Annotated in this window: 20 protein-coding genes and 1 pseudogene; 12 read left to right on the plus strand and 9 right to left on the minus strand. The window is 66.4% G+C overall.

Features of this window, described 5'->3' with window-relative positions:
- Positions 1–117 precede the first annotated feature (117 nt).
- The 5 genes from HVO_RS09835 to HVO_RS09855 all read left to right on the plus strand — a co-directional run bounded on the left by HVO_RS09835 (position 118) and on the right by HVO_RS09855 (position 3,539).
- Entirely contained in the window at positions 118–456 is a 339-nt protein-coding gene (locus tag HVO_RS09835) for a winged helix-turn-helix domain-containing protein (RefSeq protein WP_004043868.1), read from the plus strand.
- A 254-nt stretch (positions 457–710) separates the two neighbouring features.
- Positions 711–1,112 (plus strand): hypothetical protein, encoded by a 402-nt coding sequence (locus HVO_RS09840; RefSeq protein WP_004043867.1) that lies wholly within the window; start codon positions 711–713, stop codon positions 1,110–1,112.
- Between the two features lie 158 nt (positions 1,113–1,270).
- On the plus strand, positions 1,271–1,837 hold the full coding sequence (gene hpt, locus HVO_RS09845; protein ID WP_004043866.1) for a hypoxanthine/guanine phosphoribosyltransferase: 567 nt from the start codon (positions 1,271–1,273) through the stop codon (positions 1,835–1,837).
- Between the two features lie 100 nt (positions 1,838–1,937).
- Entirely contained in the window at positions 1,938–2,612 is a 675-nt protein-coding gene (locus tag HVO_RS09850; protein ID WP_004043865.1) for a type 1 glutamine amidotransferase domain-containing protein, read from the plus strand.
- Between the two features lie 81 nt (positions 2,613–2,693).
- Positions 2,694–3,539 (plus strand): HNH endonuclease, encoded by an 846-nt coding sequence (locus HVO_RS09855; protein ID WP_004043864.1) that lies wholly within the window; start codon positions 2,694–2,696, stop codon positions 3,537–3,539.
- Positions 3,540–3,548: 9 nt separating this feature from the next.
- On the opposite strand, the gene HVO_RS09860 is transcribed toward HVO_RS09855, so the two are convergent.
- Positions 3,549–3,848, minus strand: coding sequence for a transcriptional regulator (locus HVO_RS09860; RefSeq protein WP_004043863.1), 300 nt, complete (start codon positions 3,846–3,848; stop codon positions 3,549–3,551).
- Between the two features lie 114 nt (positions 3,849–3,962).
- On the opposite strand from HVO_RS09860, the gene HVO_RS09865 reads away from it, so the two are divergent.
- Positions 3,963–4,931: a sugar phosphate nucleotidyltransferase gene (locus tag HVO_RS09865; RefSeq protein ID WP_004043862.1), complete on the plus strand. Its 969-nt coding sequence runs from the start codon at positions 3,963–3,965 to the stop codon at positions 4,929–4,931.
- Positions 4,932–4,972: 41 nt separating this feature from the next.
- On the opposite strand, the gene HVO_RS09870 is transcribed toward HVO_RS09865, so the two are convergent.
- The 8 genes and pseudogenes from HVO_RS09870 to purB all read right to left on the minus strand — a co-directional run bounded on the left by HVO_RS09870 (position 4,973) and on the right by purB (position 12,547).
- The gene (locus HVO_RS09870; RefSeq protein WP_004043861.1) at positions 4,973–5,695 is read right to left on the minus strand and encodes a diphthine--ammonia ligase; all 723 of its coding nucleotides are present in this window, start codon (positions 5,693–5,695) and stop codon (positions 4,973–4,975) included.
- A 74-nt stretch (positions 5,696–5,769) separates the two neighbouring features.
- A pseudogene (locus tag HVO_RS09875) lies at positions 5,770–6,722 on the minus strand (phosphoadenosine phosphosulfate reductase family protein).
- 124 nt (positions 6,723–6,846) lie between these two features.
- Positions 6,847–7,824: a phosphoadenosine phosphosulfate reductase family protein gene (locus HVO_RS09880; RefSeq protein ID WP_004043859.1), complete on the minus strand. Its 978-nt coding sequence runs from the start codon at positions 7,822–7,824 to the stop codon at positions 6,847–6,849.
- Between the two features lie 137 nt (positions 7,825–7,961).
- Positions 7,962–8,528, minus strand: a complete 567-nt coding sequence (locus HVO_RS09885) for a DUF7110 family protein (RefSeq protein ID WP_004043858.1) — start codon at positions 8,526–8,528, stop codon at positions 7,962–7,964.
- Positions 8,529–8,695: 167 nt separating this feature from the next.
- Entirely contained in the window at positions 8,696–9,040 is a 345-nt protein-coding gene (locus HVO_RS09890; RefSeq protein ID WP_004043857.1) for a glutaredoxin family protein, read from the minus strand.
- A gap of 83 nt (positions 9,041–9,123) precedes the next feature.
- A complete protein-coding gene (gene gfcR, locus HVO_RS09895) occupies positions 9,124–9,756 on the minus strand; it encodes a transcriptional regulator GfcR (protein ID WP_004043856.1) in 633 nt (210 codons plus the stop codon).
- Positions 9,753–10,826: a glucose 1-dehydrogenase gene (locus tag HVO_RS09900; protein WP_004043855.1), complete on the minus strand. Its 1,074-nt coding sequence runs from the start codon at positions 10,824–10,826 to the stop codon at positions 9,753–9,755. The genes gfcR and HVO_RS09900 overlap by 4 nt, the downstream gene beginning before the upstream one ends.
- A gap of 329 nt (positions 10,827–11,155) precedes the next feature.
- Entirely contained in the window at positions 11,156–12,547 is a 1,392-nt protein-coding gene (gene purB, locus HVO_RS09905; RefSeq protein ID WP_004043854.1) for an adenylosuccinate lyase, read from the minus strand.
- Between the two features lie 189 nt (positions 12,548–12,736).
- On the opposite strand from purB, the gene purH reads away from it, so the two are divergent.
- The 6 genes from purH to HVO_RS09935 all read left to right on the plus strand — a co-directional run bounded on the left by purH (position 12,737) and on the right by HVO_RS09935 (position 19,494).
- Positions 12,737–14,314, plus strand: a complete 1,578-nt coding sequence (gene purH / locus HVO_RS09910) for a bifunctional phosphoribosylaminoimidazolecarboxamide formyltransferase/IMP cyclohydrolase (protein ID WP_004043853.1) — start codon at positions 12,737–12,739, stop codon at positions 14,312–14,314.
- Between the two features lie 113 nt (positions 14,315–14,427).
- Positions 14,428–15,183: a geranylgeranylglyceryl/heptaprenylglyceryl phosphate synthase gene (locus HVO_RS09915; protein ID WP_004043852.1), complete on the plus strand. Its 756-nt coding sequence runs from the start codon at positions 14,428–14,430 to the stop codon at positions 15,181–15,183.
- A gap of 45 nt (positions 15,184–15,228) precedes the next feature.
- Positions 15,229–15,654: a universal stress protein gene (locus tag HVO_RS09920; RefSeq protein WP_004043851.1), complete on the plus strand. Its 426-nt coding sequence runs from the start codon at positions 15,229–15,231 to the stop codon at positions 15,652–15,654.
- A gap of 125 nt (positions 15,655–15,779) precedes the next feature.
- Positions 15,780–18,296: a dihydropteroate synthase gene (gene folP, locus HVO_RS09925; RefSeq protein ID WP_004043850.1), complete on the plus strand. Its 2,517-nt coding sequence runs from the start codon at positions 15,780–15,782 to the stop codon at positions 18,294–18,296.
- A 66-nt stretch (positions 18,297–18,362) separates the two neighbouring features.
- Positions 18,363–19,115: an NRDE family protein gene (locus tag HVO_RS09930; RefSeq protein WP_004043849.1), complete on the plus strand. Its 753-nt coding sequence runs from the start codon at positions 18,363–18,365 to the stop codon at positions 19,113–19,115.
- A 25-nt stretch (positions 19,116–19,140) separates the two neighbouring features.
- A complete protein-coding gene (locus HVO_RS09935; RefSeq protein WP_004043848.1) occupies positions 19,141–19,494 on the plus strand; it encodes a helix-turn-helix transcriptional regulator in 354 nt (117 codons plus the stop codon).
- The last annotated feature ends 65 nt before the right edge of the window (positions 19,495–19,559 follow it).

Raw genomic sequence — 19,559 nt, forward strand, 5'->3', positions numbered from 1 at the left:
TGAAATTTATATCCTTAGCCGACTGTACTACGTCTCAGAGTACATTCGTCCGTTCGAGAATATCACGGTCGCAGGGGCGCAACTACTTTGTACGCTCATTCGGAGGCTTTCATCAGGATGGACGGACGTGTGTCGAGCGACGAACTCCTCGATATACTCGGAGACACCGAGTCCCGGGCGCTGCTCGTGGCGCTCCGCCGCGACTCTCGCACCGCGAAGGAACTCGGTGAGACGCTCGACCTCTCGCTTCCGACCGTGTACCGACGGCTCGACCGGCTGTGCGAGTGCGGCCTCGTCACCTCGACGACCGAGGTTCGCGACGACGGGACCCACTGCCGCCGCTACGAGTGCGACTTCGACGAGACGGTCGTCTCCCTTTCGGACGAGGGGTTCCGGACCGAACCCCGCTCGACACCCCCGGTATCGGGCGATCAAGTCGAGTCAGAGAACAACTGACGACGCGGGGTCGAATCAATCATGGTTCCTCACGATATCCGGTGTCGCGTCGGAACACGCTCGACGTAGGTGGCCGAGAACAGCCTTCATACCCCGCGTAGCGCGCTGTTTTTCAACGAGCGAAATTCCACCTCCACATTTATAGCAACAACTGACTATCTGAGATTCATGATACGTCCAGGCGCGCGCTCCGGGCAGGGAGACGCGCGGCGTCAGGGCAAGGGGGGAAACGAATGATAATCGACCCGTCACGGATGGCATCCGTCAACGGACCGGGACCCGATAGCGAGGTCGCGATGGAGGCGCTCCGGGGGACTGCGAAGGGGGCAGTCTCGCTGGTCGCCGTCTACGGTGCGACGGCGTTCGACCTGTTCCACGTCGGCGAAACCGTCCGTGAGGACTTTCGGAGTCGCGACGAACTCGTGGCGCACCTGAGTTCGCTCGCCGAGGAGACTCGGCGCGAGTTCATGGAACGCGGGCTGTTTTCCGGGCTGAGCCCGGTGCAAAACAGCGTCGAGTACCGCTTCGAGGAACGCGACGGCTACGGCGTGTTACAGGTCTACTGCGGCGGCCGCGGGATGTTGCTTTTCGTCGACCCCGACGAGAGCGTCGAGCCGCTGGTGAAGACCGCGTCACAGCTTCTCGGCGGGATGTAACCGCCCTCGGAGCCTCGCGCTCCGAGTCGCGAACACGGTCGTGAGCGGTTGCGCTCGACTGCGTTCGACCGCGAGACGCGATACCGTACGGCGTGGGTCGGCGTGTCCGAGAGCCTCCGAACCGCCACATTTTATGCCCGACCGGCGGAACGAGCGCCATGGACCAGTTGCGGCAGTCCCTTCTCGACGCGCCGATCATCGAAAAAGGAGATTACGAGTACTTCGTCCACCCCATCAGCGACGGTGTTCCGATGCTGGAACCGGGGCTCCTCCGCGAAATCGTCATCAAAATCATCCGCAAGGCGAACCTCGAAAACGTCGACAAAATCGTCACGCCGGCGGCGATGGGCATCCACATCTCGACGGCCGTCTCGCTGATGACGGACATCCCGCTCGTCGTCATCCGCAAGCGCGAGTACGGCCTCGACGGCGAGGTGTCGCTCCACCAGCAGACGGGCTACTCCGAGGGCGACATGTTCATCAACGACGTCAACGAGGGCGACCGCGTGCTCGTCCTCGACGACGTGCTGTCGACCGGCGGCACGATGAAGGCCGTCCTCGACGCGCTCGACCACATCGGCGCGGACGTCGTCGACACCGTCGCCATCATCAAGAAGGCCGGCCCGAACGAACTCGACGACTCGGACCACCACGTCAAGACGCTCATCAACGTGACCGTCGAAGACGGCGAGGTCGTCATCGTCGACGAGCACGGCGACGACTGACCCGACACCGACACGGCCGCGGCGTCAGAGCCGCGTCACTTTCGCCCGCGGATTTCCGCCTCCGCGGGGCCTTTTTGTGCCCGGGGCGTACTCGGGAGCGATGACATCGGCGCTTTTCATCGTCAGCGAAGACGGCTACTGGGGAGAGGAATGCATCGAGCCGCTTACGACTCTGACCGACGCCGGCGTGGACGTAACCGTTGCGACGCCGACGGGCGGCGTCCCGGTCGTCGACGAGCGCTCTGTCGACCCCGAGGAGGTCGGCGAGGAACTCGCAGAGCGCGTCGTCGAGGTCCACGAGAACGACGAGCGACTCCAGAGCCCGAAGCCGATTGCACAGGTCGACGCCGACGAGTACGACGCCGTGGTGTTCCCCGGCGGTCACGGGACCGCGTGGGACGTCAATCAGGACCGACACGCCCGACAGGCGCTCTTGCAGGCGGTCGCCGGCGACGACTCGAAGGCGCTCGTCGTCTGCCACGCGGTCGGCATCCTCGGATTCACCCGCGAGGCCGACGGCTCGTTCCTCGTTGAGGGGCGCGAGGTCACCGGCTTCCCCAACGAGTGGGAAGAGGGTATCGTCGACGACGACGATCTGATGCCCGACGGCCGGAAGCTCCCGTACTGGGTCGAAGACGAGGTGAAGGCCGTCGGCGGCGTCTGGGACGCCGAACTCGACAGCGACACCAGCGTCACCGTGGACGGCGACCTCATCACCGCGCGCGGCCCCGGTTCGTCGGCCGCGGCGGCCCAGACGCTGTTGGACGAACTGTAAGCCGCGGACGAGTCGGTCCCACCCGGGGACACCGCCCGCCGCAGGAGAACGTTTTTTCGTCGGTCGGTCGTCGAAACTGCTGTGGAACTCGCAGCGCTCTCGCTCGAACCCGGCGAACGGTTGAGCGGGTCAGAACTCAGCACCCGGTTCGACCGCGGCATGACGGGGCGAGGCATTGAAATCTGTTACGACGACGACGACCAACGGTATCTCCGTCTCTTTTCGAGCGATACCGGGCCGTACGGTGACGACGTGACCGGCGGCGAGTTCACGTACGTCGGAGAAGGACGGACCGGTGACCAGACGCTCACCGGCGGGAACAAGTTTCTGGCGCGGGCGAAACGCCACCCGTTACCGATATTCTTCTTCCACCGCGAGTCGGGAGAGGCCGACTGGGAGTATCAGGGCCAAGTCGAGGTCGTCGATTACGCGTGCGGACCGTTCGAAGGCGACGACAGGGACGTCTATCGATTCGTGCTCCGCCGCCGTCACGAAACGCGGGAGCGAGTCGACGACGAGGAAGCCGCCGCAGACCTCGCGCCCGCGGGACGCACCGAGACGACGCGGAGCCGAATCATTCGGAACACGACACTTGCGGCCGAGTTGAAAGCGCGGTACTCCCACACGTGCCAAGTCTGTGGGGAGCGTCGTCGCCGGGGGGTTCACGACGGGTACGCCGAGGCGCACCATCTCAAACCGCTCGGGCGGCCCCACGATGGCCCGGACGTCAAGGCGAACCTGCTCGTTCTCTGCCCCGACCACCACGCGGACTTCGACTACGGAATGATAGCCGTCGACCCCGAGACGTACACCATCGCCCACGCCTACGAACGCGAGTTAGACGGGGCTTCGCTTTCTGTCCGCGAGGACCACGACCTCGATGCCGCGTTTCTCGACTACCACAACCGAACCATCGCGTCGTTTTAACCGCGCTCGCTACTCGATTTTGAACACGGCTTCTTCGATGCCCTCGCTTCGGCACTCCGGACACCGCGAGGGGTAGTTCACGGGGTCGTCGAAGGCGGTGAAGCCGCAGTGTTTGCACTCCGGCGGCGCGACGAGGAACTGTTCGCCGTCCTCTCCGTGGACCGTTCGGGCGACGTGCTGGAGGTGGCCGTACACCGACGACACCGAGACGCCGACGCTCGCGGAGAGTTCGGAGGCTGTCGCGGGGTCGTCGCGGAGGGCGTCGGCGATGCGCTGGCGGGCCGTCGTGTCGGACTCCCGGGCTGTCATATCGCTCGATTGGGAGTCGAAGGGAAAATCCCTTGCGCCGCCGGCGGCCGAGAAATGTCAGCAAGATAGAGAGGATGCAAAAAGGCCTTGTCCACGTGGCTGGACGTGGGGTGTATGAAGGCAGTCGTCCTTGCCGGTGGGTACGCGACGCGTCTGTGGCCGATTACCAAACACCGACCCAAGATGTTCTTACCCGTCGGTGACCAGACGGTCATCGACACCATCTTCGAAGACCTGGAGGCCGACGACCGGGTCTCGGAGGTGTTCGTGAGCACGAACGAGCGTTTCGCCGGCGCGTTCGAGGAGTACATCGACGAGTCGCCGTTCGACAAGCCGACGCTGTCGGTCGAAGACACGAGCGAGGAAGACGAGAAGTTCGGCGTCGTCGGCGCGCTCGCCCAACTCATCGACCGCGAGGAGGTCGACGAGGACCTCGTCGTCATCGCGGGCGACAACCTCATCAGCTTCGACGTGGGCGACTTCGTGGACTTCTTCTACGAGAAAAACGAGCCGTGTCTCGCCGCCTACGACGTGGGTGACAAAGAGCGCGCGAAGGCGTACGGCCTCGTCGAACTCGACGGCGACCGCGTCATCAACTTCCAGGAGAAGCCCGAGGACCCCAAGAGCACGCTCGTCTCCATCGCCTGCTACGCCATCCCGGCGGACGACCTGCCCAAGTTCGACGAGTATCTCTCCGGCGACAACAACCCCGACGAGCCCGGCTGGTTCATGCAGTGGCTCCAACAGACGGGCGACCTGTTCGCCTACACGTTCGACGAGGCGTGGTTCGACATCGGAACGCCCCAGAGCTACCTCGACGCCGTGGGGTGGTATCTCGACGGCGAGAACTTCGTCCACGAGTCGGCGACGCTCACGAACACCGAGGTCGGCACCAACGTCCACGTCATGGCCGACGCGGTGGTCGAAGACTCCGTCCTCGAAGAGTCCGTGGTGTTCCCCGGCGCGGTCATCCGAAACGCGGAGCTCAAGAACTCCATCGTCGACGAGGAGACGCACATCGAGAGCCTCGACCTCTCGAACGCCCTCATCGGGGCGCACTCGCGGTTGACGAACGGGCAGTAACGCGGTCCCGCGGGCCGAACCCGCAACCCGGCCGCGAGTTCTTATCCTGATTCTTCCCCGAGGAACGCGTCGGTGATGCGGAGGCGGCCGTGGGTCCCCTCCCACTCCGTCTCGTACTCCAGTTCGATGGGGCGGTCCATGTGCGGCCCGTCGGTGACGAGCGTCTCGAACTCGCCGCCTTCGCCGAGGATGTGGACGCCGTACCGGTCGTTGAGCGCCGCCAGTTCGTCGAGCGTGTCGGCGTCGAGCGTCCGGCCGAGCCACGACTCGTCGAGGCCGTGAGCCGCGACCTGGATGATGGTGATTTCGAAGCCCGCCTCGAGCATGGCGTCGCCGAGTTCGCGGGGGTTTTCCTGCCACAGCGGGGCGAACAGGTCGATGTCGAGGCGGTCGCACATCGCCTGAATCCGGTCGGTCTGGAACTCGCTTTCGATGGCTCCGGCGGTGACGCCCGCGAGGTCCATCTCGGCTTGGAGGTCCGACAGCGCCGCTTCGAGGGGTTCGAGTTCGGCGTCGCCCTGCGCGCCGGAGTCGGCGGCGGCGGTCGCTTCGAGGTCGCCGGGATGGACTTCGACGAGTTCGATGCCGGTGCTCTCGGCGGCGAGCGCGGCGAGGTCGGTCGCCGGCACGTGGTACATGTACGAGTCGTCGCTGGGGTGGACGGTCAGGAGGCGGGTGACGTTCAACCCCTCTTCGAGCGCGCGGTAGAGCGCCCACGAGGAGTCCTTGCCGCCGGAAAAGAGACTGACCCACTCGGATGTCATGGAGGCGATAGCGCGTTGGAGGAGTTAGGCGCTACGGTGTACACGCCGCGGACTCGTTTCGATAGACCTCCGGACTACATATAGCCCAAATCGCGGAGCCGACCCATCAGGTCCTCTTTGTCCTGCGCGCGCCCCTCGCGTTCCGCGCTCGCGCCGAGGTCCTGCGCCCACGCGGGGCGGTCGTCGGACTTCGCGGACCCGGATTCGGTACCGAGCGAGCGGTAGCCCTCGAAGTACTTCGGCGAGACGGGCAGGTCCGCGGGTTCGACGCCGTCGGGCAGGTCGTCGATGGACGCGGGGACGTGGCCCGCGGGGTAGCCCTCGACCGAGTCGGGGACGATGTACTCCCAGAACGCCGCCCACACGTCGGTCTCCTCGAACTGGAGGATGGGGTGAACGCGGTCGTGTGGCGGGTACTTCTCGGAGTCGTGGCGGGGGCTGAAGAACGTCTCGTCGCCGCGAGACTCCTGTTCGTCCCAGCGGACGCCCGAGAAGACGCCGTCGAAGCCGCGGGCTTCGAGCGTGTCGTTGAGTGCGACGGTTTTCAAGAGGTGGTTGCCCTCGAAGCTGTCGGCGTCGAGGACGACGGTCTCGCCCTCGTGGCCGAGGCGGGCGAGTTCGCGGCGGGTATCGTCGCCGAGGTCCGCGAGGGGAATCTCGTCGCCGGGCGACGCGCCGAGGCGCGCGAACTCCTCGTTGCGGGCGACGACGAGGTCGAGACGCCAGCGGTCGGCCCACTCGCGGACGAACGCCTCGGTCTCGTCGAAATGTTCGAAGTGGTTGATGAAGACGACCGGCGGCACGGGAACGCCCGTGTCGGCAGCGACTTCGCGGACGACGTAAAGGACGAGCGTGGAGTCCTTGCCGCCGGTCCACATGACGGCCGGACGCTCGTCTGTTCGAGCGCGGTCGCGGCCACTGTCGCTGCCTTTTCGAGTTTGTCCGCCAGCGTCGGGTAGTCCGCGGCGGTCGCCTCGCGGCCGTCGTCGTAGTCGAGGTCGAGGTAGTCTGGGAACGTGTGAACCATACAGCAAGACTCGGCCGCGGAGACTATCGCTGTTTCCGCTGTGGGACGGTCGCAGTCGCTCTCGAAGCGGGGGCCGCGAAAAAGGTGGCCGTGACGCGGCGTTCGCGTCAGGCGTCGGCCGTCGTCACATGTAGCCGAGGTCGCGCAGGCGCTCCATCAGGTCCTCTTTGTCCTGGGCGCGGCCCGCGCGCTCGGTCGTGTTCTCCATGTCCTGCAGCCACGCCGGTTCCTCGGCGGACTTGTCGGTCGAGACCTCGCTGCCGAGACTCCGGAAGCCGGCGAAGTACTTCGGCGAGACGGGCACGTCTTCCTGCGTGACACCCTCGGGGAGGTCGGTGTCGCTCGTCGGGACGTAGCCGTCCTCGGGGTAGTTCTCGACGGTGTCCGGGACCGCGAAGTACCAGAAGGCGTCCCAGACGGCGCTCTCTTCGAACTGGAGGATGGGTTGAATGCGGTCGTGCGGGGGGTAGATGTCGGGGTCGTGACGGGGGCTGAAGAACGTCTCGTCGGCGCGGGCCTCCTGTTCGTCCCAGCGGACGCCGGAGATGACGCCGTCGATGTCGTGTTCTTCGAGGGTGTCGTTGAGCGCGACAGTCTTCAGCAGGTGGTTGCCGACGTAGGTGTCGAGCAGGAAGGGGAACGTGTCTTCCTCGTATTCGAGAATCTCGCGGACGTGGTGCTGGTTGTGCTCGGAGAGTTCGGACACCGGGATGTCGTCGCCGGGTTCGAGGCCGTTCTCGTCGACGTACGCGCCGACGTCCTCGTTGCGCGCCCAGATGACGTCGAGGTCCCACTCCTCGGCCCAGTGCTCGACGAAGTCCATGATCTCGTCGAAGTGCTGGTAGTGGTCGATGAACACCGCCGGCGGCACTTCGAGGTCGTAGCGCTCTGCGACCTCCTTGATGAAGTAGAGCGTGAGCGTCGAGTCCTTCCCGCCGGTCCACATCACGGCGGGGTTCTCGTACTGTTCGAGACCCTGCTTCGTGACCTCGATGGCCTTCTCGATTTTGTCCTCGATACTCGGGTAGTCCTCCGGCGTCTCACCTTCGCCGTCGGTGTAGTCGACGTCGAGGTAGTCCGGGAAGGATTCGGCTTCCGACATGATGTGTAATTACATCTAATTAGGCGGTGTAAATGCTTTTTGCCCGAGGCGTAGTGTGACGCGTGATACCGCCGAGCACGATTTGGGCCGCTAGCTCACGCGGTCCGGCGGTGACGGGATGAGGAGATACGACGCGTTTAGGAGATGAACTTGTTGTCGCGCCAGTTGATTCCGCTGTCCGAGGAACCGTTCTGCTGGGGGTTCTCGACGACTTCGACGGAGGCGGCACGCACCTCGCCTTCGACGATGCGCGTCGCCTGCAGTTCGTCGCTTTCCTCGGTGATGGCGGTCAGCGTCCCCTTCTCCGAGAGCATCGCAATCTCGCGGAGGACGAGGAACATCGGGTACTGAAGCGCCGTGTTCTGGAGCACGGTTTCGAGGTCGCCTTTGAAGCAGGCGAACTCGACGAGTTCGGAGGGAATCTCCTCTTCTTCTTCGTCTCCCCAGTTGGGCGCGCCCGCTCGGGGCGGCTCTTCTTCGTAGACGCGATTTTCCGTCACGCTCGCTTTCAACTGGGCCGTCGGCGTGTACTTGCTGAGGTTGTCGTCGGCGGAGACGGCTTTGATGATGAGAGTGTTGTTTCGGCGGGTGATGTCTACGTTCTCGACCTCAGGCGGCAGTTCTGGGTCGTTTTCGAAGTAGTCCATCACGTCTTCGAGTGGCAGTTCCAACGTCGAATGGAGTCGATATACGCGGCCTGACATTGTTGGCTTCGGTATCGACGAGAGCCACGGTGCGAGCGCACCCGGATGGCGATACCTGTGTTCATGTACGAGTTCGAGGCTTATATGGCCTCCCCTTCTCGGTAGGCGAGAGCAACAAAGTCGGCGTCGGGCCGCTGTCCGGCGGTCTGTCGGGGTCGCTCCCGGGGTCAGTTCGCGCCGGTCAGCGTCGCTTCGAGGTCGCCGCGCTCGTCGAGTTCTTCGAGGATGTCGCTGCCGCCGACGAACTCGCCGTCGACGAACGTCTGGGGGATGGTCTCCCAGTCGCTTTTCTCCTTGAGCGCCTCGCGGTAGTGCGGGAGCGCGGGCAGCACGTCGACGGTTTCGAACTCGTCGACGTACTGGGAGATGAGGTCGACCGCCTTCGCGGAGTAGCCGCACTGCGGCATCAGGCGGTTGCCCTTCATGAACAGGACGACGCGGTTGTCAGCGACGGCCTCGTCGACGCGGGTCTGCACTTCTTCGGGGTCCAAACTCTCCGGTTGGAACGTCATGCACCCAGATAACGGCCGGGCGGACAAAGGAGTTGCGTCGCGGTCAATCCGGAACCGACGAACCGTCCCGACCGAGCCGACGCTTACTGCTCGCCGACGCGGACGACGTTGATGAGGGAGTGGACGGGGACGCCGTCGATTTCCTCGACGCCCTGTTTGTCGACGATGACCACGCACGCGAGGGGTTCGCCGCCCTCCGAGCGGATGGCGTCGATGGTCTCGCGGAGCGTCGTACCGCTCGTCACCGTGTCGTCGACGATGAAGCAGTCGCGGCCCTCGACGGGCGAGAAGTTCCGGGAGAAGCCGCCGCCGAGGTCTTCGAGGTCGCCTTCGTCCCACTGGTGTTTCGCGGGCGAGTACGCGCCGAGCGTCGTTTCGAGTTCGCGCGAGACGGAGGTCGCAAGCGGGACGCCCGCTTTCTCGATGCCGACGGTCACGTCGGCCTCGCCGTTCGTCTCCATGAGGAGGTCGGCGAGCGCGCGCCCGACGTAGGTGAGGCGCTTGCCGCCGCTCCCGATGGCGTTCCAGTCGACGTGGATGTCGTCGGGGCCTTCGGGCTCCGCACGGGGTTCGGGTTCGGTCGCCGCGCCGCTTCGTTCGACCAGCCAGCTGGCGGTCTCGCGGGAGACGTTCAGTTCGTCGGCAATCTCGCCTTTCGAGAGGCCGCGGTCCGCGAGCTCAGCCGCGCTGGCGATGAGGTCGTCGACGTTCTTCATACAGTACCGAATTCGATGGCGGTTTTTATAGTGGTGTCGTCGTCTTCGAATGCTGCTTCGAACTCCGAAAGCGGGTGGACGCCGGTGACGAGGTCGCGGAGGAACCACCGCGGAAGCTTGGTGAACGTCACGGTCGCGGCCTCGAAGTGCTTGACGTGGGAGTTGACGCTGCCGACGAGCGCCTTGTTGTGGAGCACCATCTCGCGGTGGAACGCGCCGGCGTCGACCTCGAACTCCCAGTCGCTCGGGACGCCGAGGAGCGCGGCCACGCCGTTCGGCGCGAGCGCCTGCACCGACTGGATGGCGTGTTTGGGGAAGCCGGTCGCCTCGTAGATGAAGTCCATGTCCTCGTGTGCGCCCGGAATCTCTTCGACCGGCGTCTCGCGGGAGTCGACGTAGGTCGCGCCGAGCTTCTCGATGATGTCGATAGTCGGGTCCGGTCGGTCGCGCCGACCGAGGCAGTAGAGGTCCTCGTAGCCCTTGTCGTCGGCTCTCAACATGGCGAGCGTCAGGAGTCCGAGGCTCCCGTTGCCGAGGACGAGCGCCGACGAGGGGTTCCAGTCGAACGCCGACCGGCTCGCGTAGGCGTGCTCCCGCGCCTTCTCGGTGATTGAGATGGGCTCGATGAGGAAGCCGAGTTCGGCCTGCGAGCGCGGGATGCGGACGAGGTAGTCCGACGGACTCGTGAAGTACTCGGACATGAAGCCGTGCGCGCCGACGATGCCGCGCTCGGCGTACATCCCGTCGGGGGCCATGTCGGGTTGGTTCTCCTCGAAGTACTCGTTCGTCCCCGACGCCGGTGGGCGGCGGACCGTCGGCACGACGATGTCGCCTTCCTCCAGTTCGGTGTCGTTCGGGTCGACGACGACGCCGACCGCCTCGTGGCCGAGCACGAGGTGGTCTTCGCCCTCGGGGAATCCGCCGTGGCCGCCGGCGATGACCTCGTGGTCCGTTCCGTCCACGCCGACCCGAAGCGTTCGGACCAGCGCCTCCCCGGCGTCGGGTTCCGGTCGCGGCTTCTCGATGACGACCGGTTTGTCTTCCCCGCGCTCGACGGCGATTGCTTTCATACCTCCACCAACGCACCACCCCACCAAAAGACTTATTCTATAGTGAGTAAATAATTCAGCCACGGTGAGCGCCCTGCGTCGTCGTACCAGCCCATGACGAACCGCACTGCGCGGACCAGCCTGTCCAGCCCACCCGTGCCGGCGCTCGCCGCCGAACCCGTGCCCGAACCGCGCCGAGGCCGATATCCCGTGCCCGTCGGCTTCTGAGGCGGTCTCGGTTTTCTCCTGACGGTCGCCCGACTCAGCGACGCGTTCGACCGACCGCAGAAAAGAGAGCATGTCGATTCGGCGGAGTGACGGCCCGACGGTTCGACGGCCCGACCGGCGGTTCAGTTCTCGATGTCGTCGACGAGTTCGTCCGCGAGACCGACGTACGTCGCGGGCGTGAGCGCGAGCAGTTCCTCGCGAGTCCCCTCGTCCACGTCGAGGTCCGCAAACAGGTCGTGGAAGTCGTCGAGGGTCACTTCGCGGCCGCGGGTGAGTTCCTTCACTCGCTCGTAGGCCTGCGTGTCGCCCTCGCGGCGGAGAATCGTCTGGACGGCCTCGCCGATGATGGCCGGCGTGTCGTCGAGTTCGTCGCGCATGACCTGCTCGTTCGGGACGACCTTTCCGAGGCCAGTCTGGGTCTTCTTGTAGCCGATGAGGCAGTGGGCGAACGCCGCGCCGATGTTCCGCTTGACCGTGGAGTCCGAGAGGTCGCGCTGGAGGCGCGAGGTCGTCACGTAGTCGGCGAGGAACCTCAGGTCCGCGTTGGCCTTCGAGAGGTTGCCCTCGGAGTTCTCGAAGTCGATGGGGTTGACCTTGTGCGGCATCGTCGACGAGCCGGTCTCGCCCTCGACGGCCTCCTGTCCCAGATAGCGTTCGGAGACGTAGAGCCACGCGTCGCGGTCGAGATCGACGAGGACGTTGTTGACGCCGCGGACGGCGTCGAACAGCGCCGCGAGGTCGTCGCAGGGGTTGACCTGCGTGGCGAGCGCGGTGTGTTCGAGGCCGAGCGACCCGACGAACTCGCGGGAGAACGCCCGCCAGTCAACGCCGGGGTAGGCGGCGACGTGAGCCGCGTAGACGCCCGACGCGCCCGCGAGTTTGCCGGCGAGGTCGTCGGACGCGGCCTCGACGCGGGCGAGCGTCCGGCCGAGGCGAGCGGCGTAGACGGCCATCTCCTTGCCGAACGTCGTCGGCGTCGCGGGTTGGCCGTGGGTTCGCGCGAGCATGGGCACGTCGCGGAACTCCTGTGCGAGCGAGACGAGTTCGTCTCGCGTGTCGCGGAGTTCGGGCACGAGCACCTCTTCGACCGCGCCCTTCACCATGAGGCGCTGGGCGAGGTTGTTCACGTCCTCGGAGGTGAGGCCGAAGTGAATCCACGGGTGGACCGACTCGTCGGTCTCGGTGCGGATGAAGTACTCGACGGCCTTCACGTCGTGGTTCGTCGCCGAGAAGCCCGCCGCGCCCTCGACTTCGAGTCGTTTCACGAGATCGGCGTCGTCGGCGTCGAACTCCTCGTAGAGCGCCCGGAGGCCGGCGCGCTCGCTCTCGGAGAACGAAAGCGGCGTCGCGTCGAGGTCGGCGAGCGCGAGGAGGTACTCCGCTTCGACTTCAACGCGGGCGCGCATGAGGGCGGCCTCGCTCACGTGCGGTGCGAGGGGTGCGGTTCGGGAGGCGTATCGCCCGTCGAGCGGGGACACCGCGTACAGCGGGTCGTGCCGGTCGGCGTCGGTCATGTCTGGGTCGTCACGATGGGGGAGGTTAAACGCCGGGGGTTCGTCGCCGCCGCGGAGGCGATACTTGCGCACATGTATGCCTACTCAGACGCACTCTACGGCTGCGTGTCGTCGCATATATACATAATCGAGCATATATTACCGTCGAGGACCGCAACCACTTTGAGGGCCGCGAGTCCCCTTTCTCACATGGTCACCATCGCCGGTCTCGCGAGCAACCGCGGACGAAACCTTCGCAACATCGCCGACCGCGCCCCCGGCGGGGCGGAACTCGGCGTCGTCGTCTCGAACAGCGCCGACGCGCCCGTCCTCGACTGGGCGGACGAACACGGTATCCCCAGCGAAGTCGTCGAACGCGGCGACGACGAGGCCCGCGAGTCCCACGAGGAGCGCATCCTCGACGCCCTCGCGGACTACGACTTCGACCTCGTCTGTCTCGACGGCTACATGCGCGTGCTCACCTCGACGTTCCTCGACGCCGCGCCGACGACGCTCAACGTCCACCCATCGCTGCTCCCCGCGTTCCCCGGCATGGACGCCCACGAACAGGTCCTCGACGCCGGCGTCAAGACGACCGGCTGTACGGTTCACGTCGTCAACGAGGAGGTCGACGCCGGTCCCATCGTCACGCAGGAGGCCGTCCCGGTGTACACCGACGACGACGCCGACGACCTCAAATCGCGCGTCCTCTACGACGCCGAGTTCAAGGCCTACCCGCGCGCAGTCCGCTGGTTCGCCGAGGGCCGCGTGACGGTCGAAGACGACTCCGTCACCGTCGAGGGCGACGTCGACGCCGGGTTGCCCGAGCGCCGCGTCACCTCCGAGGACCGCTACGACGAACTCCGATACGGCGAGAACCCCCATCAGGACGCCGCGGTCTACGTGGACGAGACGTGCGACGAGGCGTCGGTCGTCGGCGCGCCCCAACTCAACGAGGGCGCGAAGGGACTCTCGTACAACAACTACAACGACGCCGACGGCGCGCTGAACATCATCAAGGAGTTCGACGAGCCCGCCGCGGCGGTCATCAAGCACACGAACCCCGCCGGCTGTGCCACCGCCGACACGCTCGCTGAAGCCTACGCCGACGCCCTCGCCACCGACCCGATGAGCGCCTTCGGCGGCATCGTCGCGCTCAACCGCGAGTGCGACGCCGAGACGGCGGAACTCATCATCGACTCGTTCAAAGAAGTCGTCGTCGCGCCCGGCTACACCGACGACGCGCTCGACGTGCTGACCGAGAAGAAGAACCTTCGCGTCCTCAATGTGGGCGACCTCGGCGAGCGCACCGAGACCTACACCGAGAAGGCGCTCGTCGGCGGGCGGCTCGTTCAGGAGCGCGACCTCTGGACGCCGACGCTCGAGGACCTCGAAGTCGTCACCGAGACCGAACCCACGGACGAGCAGTTGGAGACGATGCTGTTCGCGTGGACGGTGCTGAAGCACGTGAAGTCCAACGGCATCCTCTTCGCCAAGGGAACCGAGACGGTCGGCGTCGGCATGGGGCAGGTCTCCCGCGTCGACGCGGTCGAACTCGCCGCGATGAAGGCCGAGGAACACGCCGAGGGCAAGGACGCGCAGGGTGCCGTCATGGCCTCCGACGCGTTCTTCCCGTTCCCGGACGGCGTGGAGAAGGCGGCCGACGCGGGTATCGAGGCGGTCATCCAGCCCGGCGGCTCGGTGAACGACGAGGACGTCATTGCGGCCTGCAACGAGCGCGGGATTGCGATGGTCTTCACCGGGCAGCGGTGCTTTAGACACGACTGAGCGAAGCGAGGGAGGGTCTAAAGCTCGGTGCGCGAGCAACGCGAGCCTCGCATAATTTCTGACACGACAATCCACCGAGAGATTGATAACCGACTTTCCTGACGTTGGATGTAATGTCATTTGATTGGAGTGAATTCGAGCACGTCACGAAAGTCGACCCGGCAAAACGGCACCCCGAGTCCATCGATGTCCTCCGCCACACGGACGCCGTTATCGTCGGCGGTTCCGACGGCGTCACGGAGGAGAACTCGCTTGCGGTGTTTGAGCGACTCCGCGCCGAGTTTCCCGACCTTCCGTTAGTCCAGGAACCGTACCGCTCGGCCCACGTTTCGAAGCGAACCGTCGAAGTTGCCGACGCCGTCTTCGTCCCGGCGGTCTACAACGGCGACAAGACGAATTTCGTCGAGAAACACGTCGGTTTCTTCACCGAACTCGCGCGGAAATCAGAGGACGTGACTGGGTCGGGGCTCCCGTTCGTCGGGAGCGTGCTCGCCTCGAAGGGTCGCGAACTCGTCGACGGTGTTGTCGGTGAGGGCTACGTCGTCCAGAACCCCGACTCGAAGGTCGCCGGACTGACGAACGTCGAGGAACACTACACCCCCGAACAGGTTGCAGGTGCCGCGCTGGCGACGGAGTCGTTCTACGGCTTCCCGATATTCTACATCGAGTACTCCGGACGCTACGTCGGCCCGGAAGACGTGTCGGCCGCGGCTCCATTTCTCGACGAGACGGCGTTACTCTACGGCGGCGGCATCCGGAGCAGGGCACAGACCGATGAGATACTCGACGCCGGTGCCGACGCCGTCGTGGTGGGAGACTGCTTCCACGAGGATACGGAGCGCTTCTTGGAGACCGTTCCCACGACCTAACACCGACGGTGTCCCTTCAAGTGTCGGCGAGGCGAACACAGAGGTATGTACGAACACATCCTCGTGCCGACCGACGGGAGCGAAGGGACGATGCAGGCAATCGAGCACGCGCTTGAACTCGCGGGGGACGAGTCGACGGTCCACGTGCTGTCGGTCGTCGACCAGCGGGTGTACCTCGCCGCGGGCGGCGACCAGCAGGACGCCGTCATCCAGTCGCTCCGCGACGACGCGGTCGATGCGGTCGAGCGGTGCGCCGAGAAGTGCGAGGGGAAGGCGTCGACGACGACGGCGATTCGAGACGGCGTTCCCCATCGAGTCATCCTCGACTACGCCGACGAACACGGCGCCGACGTGGTCGTGATGGGGACCCACGGGCGGACCGGTCGCGACAAGCTCACGTCGCTCGGGAGCGTCACCGAGCGCGTTATCGAGAACGCGAAGCGCCCGGTGCTCGTCGTCCACATCGACTGAGCGCGGCGCTATCGAGCGGTTGTCGGTGCGTTGGCGGCGGCCCCGTGGGCGACCCCGTCCGGCGTCGTGTCGCAGGAGTGACGTGGAGCGTTAGGCCTAAGCCCACCGTCCGGTTTCTCACGCGTATGGAGTACCACGAGGCGGTGAACTTCCTTTTCGACCTCCGGCGGTTTCAGGTCAAGCCGGGGACCGAGTCGATTCGGCGGTTGCTCTCTCACCTCGGCGACCCCCACGAAGGCGTGTCGTTCGTGCAGGTCGCGGGGTCGAACGGAAAGGGAAGCACCGCCCGGATGGTCGACGCGATGCTGCGCGAGTCGGGCGCGCACGTCGGCCTCTACACCTCGCCGCACTTCGACGACGTGCGGGAGCGCGTCCGCGTCGACGGCCGGAAGATTCCGAAGTCCGCGCTGTCGGCGTTCGTGGCCGAAGCCAAGCCGTACCTCGTCGAGCGGGCCGCCGACGGCGAGCCGCTGACCTTCTTCGAGACCGTGACCGCGCTCGCGCTGTGGTACTTCGACCGCGCGGGCGTCGACGTGGCGGTGCTCGAAGTCGGGATGGGCGGCGAACTCGACGCGACGAGCGCCGTCGACCCCGTCGCCAGCGCCGTCACCAACGTCTCGCTCGAACACACCGCGGTCCTCGGCGACACGGTCGCGGAAATCGCGAAGACGAAAGCCGCCGTCGCGCCCGCCGACGCGCCGCTCGTGACCGGGACGACCGGCGAGGCGCTGTCGGTCATCCGCGAGGAGGCCGGCGACGTGTTGACCGTCGGGGACGCCGACGCCGACTCGGACGCGGACGTTCGCGTCTCCTACGGCGGCCGCGTCAACCACCAGGAGGCCGCCGTCACCGTCGAGACCGACGCCGAGACGCTCGACGTTCGCATCCCGCTTTTGGGCGCGTATCAGGCACGGAACGCCGGCATCGCCGTCTCGCTCGCCCGGCAGGTTCGCCCGGATATCGACGCGGAGGCGATTCACCGCGGCCTCCGAAACGCCCACTGGCCGGGTCGGTTCGAGGTCATGGGTACGGAGCCGACGGTCGTCCTCGACGGCGCGCACAACCCCGACGCCTGCGCGCAGGTCGCCACCGTCCTCGATGAGTTCGACTACGACGACCTCCATCTCGTCTACGGCGCGATGCACGACAAGGACCACGGCGAGATGGTCGGGGCGCTCCCGGAGGTGGCGTCCGTCGTCACCTGCAAGGCGGACATCTCGCGGGGCGAGGACCCCGAGATACTGTCGTCCGTCTTCGAGCGACTCAACGGCCCCGCAGTCGAGACCGGCGGCGCGGTCGCCGCGGCGCTCGACCGGGCGCGCGCCCGCGCCGACCCCGACGACTGCGTGCTCGTCGTCGGCTCGCTGTACGTCGTCGCCGAGGCGCGGACCACGTGGACGCGGGCGGTCGTCCCGAAGACTCACCGCACACTCGACGACGCCCGACGGACCCTCGACCGCGCGAACGTCGCTGACGCCGCCGAACGGAGCGAACGCGCGAGGCGGGCGGTCAACAGAACGGTCCACACGCGCGTCCAGCGCCGGCAGGCGCGGGTGCTCCGCGAGGAACTGCTGTCCGTCGGCGGCGACTGCGCCGTCTCGGGCCACGAGTTCGGCGGCGAACTCGTCGACGTGGTCCTGACCGGGACGCTCGACCAGTTCGAGCGCCTGACGGCGGCCCTCGAAGACCCACCGTACGCGCTCGCGGGGGTCGCAGCCGAGATTCGCGAGACGCTCGACATCGAGGCGGCTGACGCCGGCGAAGACGACGAGCGCGGCGCGGGCGACGCGAGCGACGCCGGCCATGACGACTACCCGTGGAACGACGGCACGGCCGTCATGGGCATCCTGAACGTGACGCCGAACAGTTTCCACGACGGCGGGGAGTTCTACGATATCGACGACGCCGTCGAGCAGGCGCGGGCGATGGTCGACGCCGGCGTCGACATCATCGACGTGGGCGGCGAGAGCACCCGCCCCGGCGCGGACGAGGTCCCGGTCGACGAGGAGATTCGCCGCGTCGCGCCCGTCATCGAGGCCATCGCCGACCTCGACGTGCTCGTGTCCGTGGACACCCGCAAGGCCGCGGTCGGCGCGGCCGCCCTCGACGCCGGCGCGGACATCCTCAACGACGTGACCGGCCTCGAAGACCCCGAGATGCGCTTCCTCGCGGCCGAGCGAGGCGCGCCGGTCATCGTGATGCACAGCATCGACGCCCCGGTCGACCCGTCTCGCGAAGTCGACTACGACGACGTGGTCGAGGACGTCATCGACGAACTGACCGAGCTGGTGTTGCTCGCCGAGAAGGCGGGCATCCCGCGGCGGAACCTCATCGTCGACCCCGGTCTCGGCTTCGGGAAGTCGAAGGCCGAGAACTTCGAACTTCTCGGGCGCACCGACGAGTTCGCCGCGCTCGGCTGTCCGATTCTCGTCGGCCACTCCCACAAGTCGATGTTCTCGCTCGTCGGCGAGGAGCCCGGCGACAACCTCGCGGCGACCGTCGCGGGCACGGCAATCGCCGCCGACCGCGGGGCCGACATCGTCCGCGTCCACGACGTGCCGGAGAACGTCGCGGCCGTGAACGTCGCGCTCGCCTCCCGGGACCCGAACCGGTTCGAAGCCGACGCCGAGCGCGAAGACTGAGGGGCGAGCGCCGGCGCGTCGGGTCGAAACCGACGTTTTTCTGCGCCGAGTGCCTACGCTTTCCTCGTGTGCACACTCATCCTCGCGTGGCAGGTGTTCGAGGACGCGCCGGTCGTCGTCGCCGCCAACCGCGACGAGCAACTCGGCAGGCCCGCCGAGCCGCCCCGGCGGTGGGAAAACGGCGACGGTCCCGCAATCGTCGCCCCGCGGGACGCCGAGGCCGGCGGAACGTGGGTCGGCTACAACGACGCGGGCGTCTTCGTCGGCATCACCAACCGCTGGGTCGAGGTCGAGGGCGGCGGCGAACGCTCCCGGGGCCATCTCGTCCGCGACGCGCTCCGCCGCGAGACCGCCGAGGACGCGGCCCGGTTCGTCGAGCATGCGGTCGAGGACGACAGCTACGACGGCTTCAACCTCGTCGTCGCCGACGAGAACGCCGCGCTGTTCTTCGAGTGGGACGGCAGTCTGTCGGTTCGGAACGTCGACCCCGGCGTCCGCGTCGTCGTCAACGTCGGCACGCCCGAGTCGTGGTTCGTCCCCGAGCGACACCCCGAGGTGGGGAAGCGGCAGGCCGACAACGCCCGGCGGCTGGAGGAGGCCCTTCAGCCCGAGCCGAGCGAGTCGGTGGAAGCGTGGTGCGAGCGAGCGAAGGCGGCGCTGGGCGACCACGACTTCGGCGTCTGCGTCCACGACCCGGAGGGTCGGTTCGGCACGCGCTCGTCGTCGGTCATCGCGCTCGGCGAGGCGGAGTTCGCGTACGAATTCGCCGACGGCCCGCCGTGTCAGACCGCCTTCGAACCGGTCGAACGTCAGGATTAAACCGCTCGCACGACGTGTAGATGGTATGAGCGCGAGCGAAGCCGAGCAAGACCTTTCTTCCGACGAGCGCGCGGGACTGGAACTCATCCGCGAGTCGGGCGGCATCCACCAGAGCGACTTCTGGAAAGAACTCGACATCTCCTCCCGGAAGGGGAGCCGCATCGCCGAGGTGCTGGAGTCGCTCGGTCTCATCAAGCGGACCGAGACCGTCTACAACGGCCACACCACCTACTACCTCGAACCCGCCGCGCGCGACCTCGACTTCTCGATGCTGATGGCCGGCGACATGCTCTCGCCGCTCATCGGCGAAGAGGAGATTAACGCCAACAGCAACGCCTTCTCGCAGTGGCTCATGAACCTCGCCTACGAGGAGTACTGAGCCGCCCGGGGTCGCTCTCCGTGGCCCGCTAGACGACCGCGTTTCCGGTTCTGTTTCCGGTCCGT

This window comes from Haloferax volcanii DS2, from assembly GCF_000025685.1.
Lineage (GTDB): Archaea > Halobacteriota > Halobacteria > Halobacteriales > Haloferacaceae > Haloferax > Haloferax volcanii.

Coding starts and splice junctions, on each gene's coding strand:
- HVO_RS09835 (WP_004043868.1), top strand. CDS start 118: ATGGACGGACGTGTGTCGAGCGACGAACTCCTCGATATACTCGGAGAC.
- HVO_RS09840 (WP_004043867.1), top strand. CDS start 711: ATGGCATCCGTCAACGGACCGGGACCCGATAGCGAGGTCGCGATGGAG.
- hpt (WP_004043866.1), top strand. CDS start 1,271: ATGGACCAGTTGCGGCAGTCCCTTCTCGACGCGCCGATCATCGAAAAA.
- HVO_RS09850 (WP_004043865.1), top strand. CDS start 1,938: ATGACATCGGCGCTTTTCATCGTCAGCGAAGACGGCTACTGGGGAGAG.
- HVO_RS09860 (WP_004043863.1), bottom strand. CDS start 3,848: ATGACAGCCCGGGAGTCCGACACGACGGCCCGCCAGCGCATCGCCGAC.
- HVO_RS09865 (WP_004043862.1), top strand. CDS start 3,963: ATGAAGGCAGTCGTCCTTGCCGGTGGGTACGCGACGCGTCTGTGGCCG.
- HVO_RS09870 (WP_004043861.1), bottom strand. CDS start 5,695: ATGACATCCGAGTGGGTCAGTCTCTTTTCCGGCGGCAAGGACTCCTCG.
- HVO_RS09880 (WP_004043859.1), bottom strand. CDS start 7,824: ATGTCGGAAGCCGAATCCTTCCCGGACTACCTCGACGTCGACTACACC.
- HVO_RS09885 (WP_004043858.1), bottom strand. CDS start 8,528: ATGTCAGGCCGCGTATATCGACTCCATTCGACGTTGGAACTGCCACTC.
- HVO_RS09890 (WP_004043857.1), bottom strand. CDS start 9,040: ATGACGTTCCAACCGGAGAGTTTGGACCCCGAAGAAGTGCAGACCCGC.
- gfcR (WP_004043856.1), bottom strand. CDS start 9,756: ATGAAGAACGTCGACGACCTCATCGCCAGCGCGGCTGAGCTCGCGGAC.
- HVO_RS09900 (WP_004043855.1), bottom strand. CDS start 10,826: ATGAAAGCAATCGCCGTCGAGCGCGGGGAAGACAAACCGGTCGTCATC.
- purB (WP_004043854.1), bottom strand. CDS start 12,547: ATGACCGACGCCGACCGGCACGACCCGCTGTACGCGGTGTCCCCGCTC.
- purH (WP_004043853.1), top strand. CDS start 12,737: ATGGTCACCATCGCCGGTCTCGCGAGCAACCGCGGACGAAACCTTCGC.
- HVO_RS09915 (WP_004043852.1), top strand. CDS start 14,428: ATGTCATTTGATTGGAGTGAATTCGAGCACGTCACGAAAGTCGACCCG.
- HVO_RS09920 (WP_004043851.1), top strand. CDS start 15,229: ATGTACGAACACATCCTCGTGCCGACCGACGGGAGCGAAGGGACGATG.
- folP (WP_004043850.1), top strand. CDS start 15,780: ATGGAGTACCACGAGGCGGTGAACTTCCTTTTCGACCTCCGGCGGTTT.
- HVO_RS09935 (WP_004043848.1), top strand. CDS start 19,141: ATGAGCGCGAGCGAAGCCGAGCAAGACCTTTCTTCCGACGAGCGCGCG.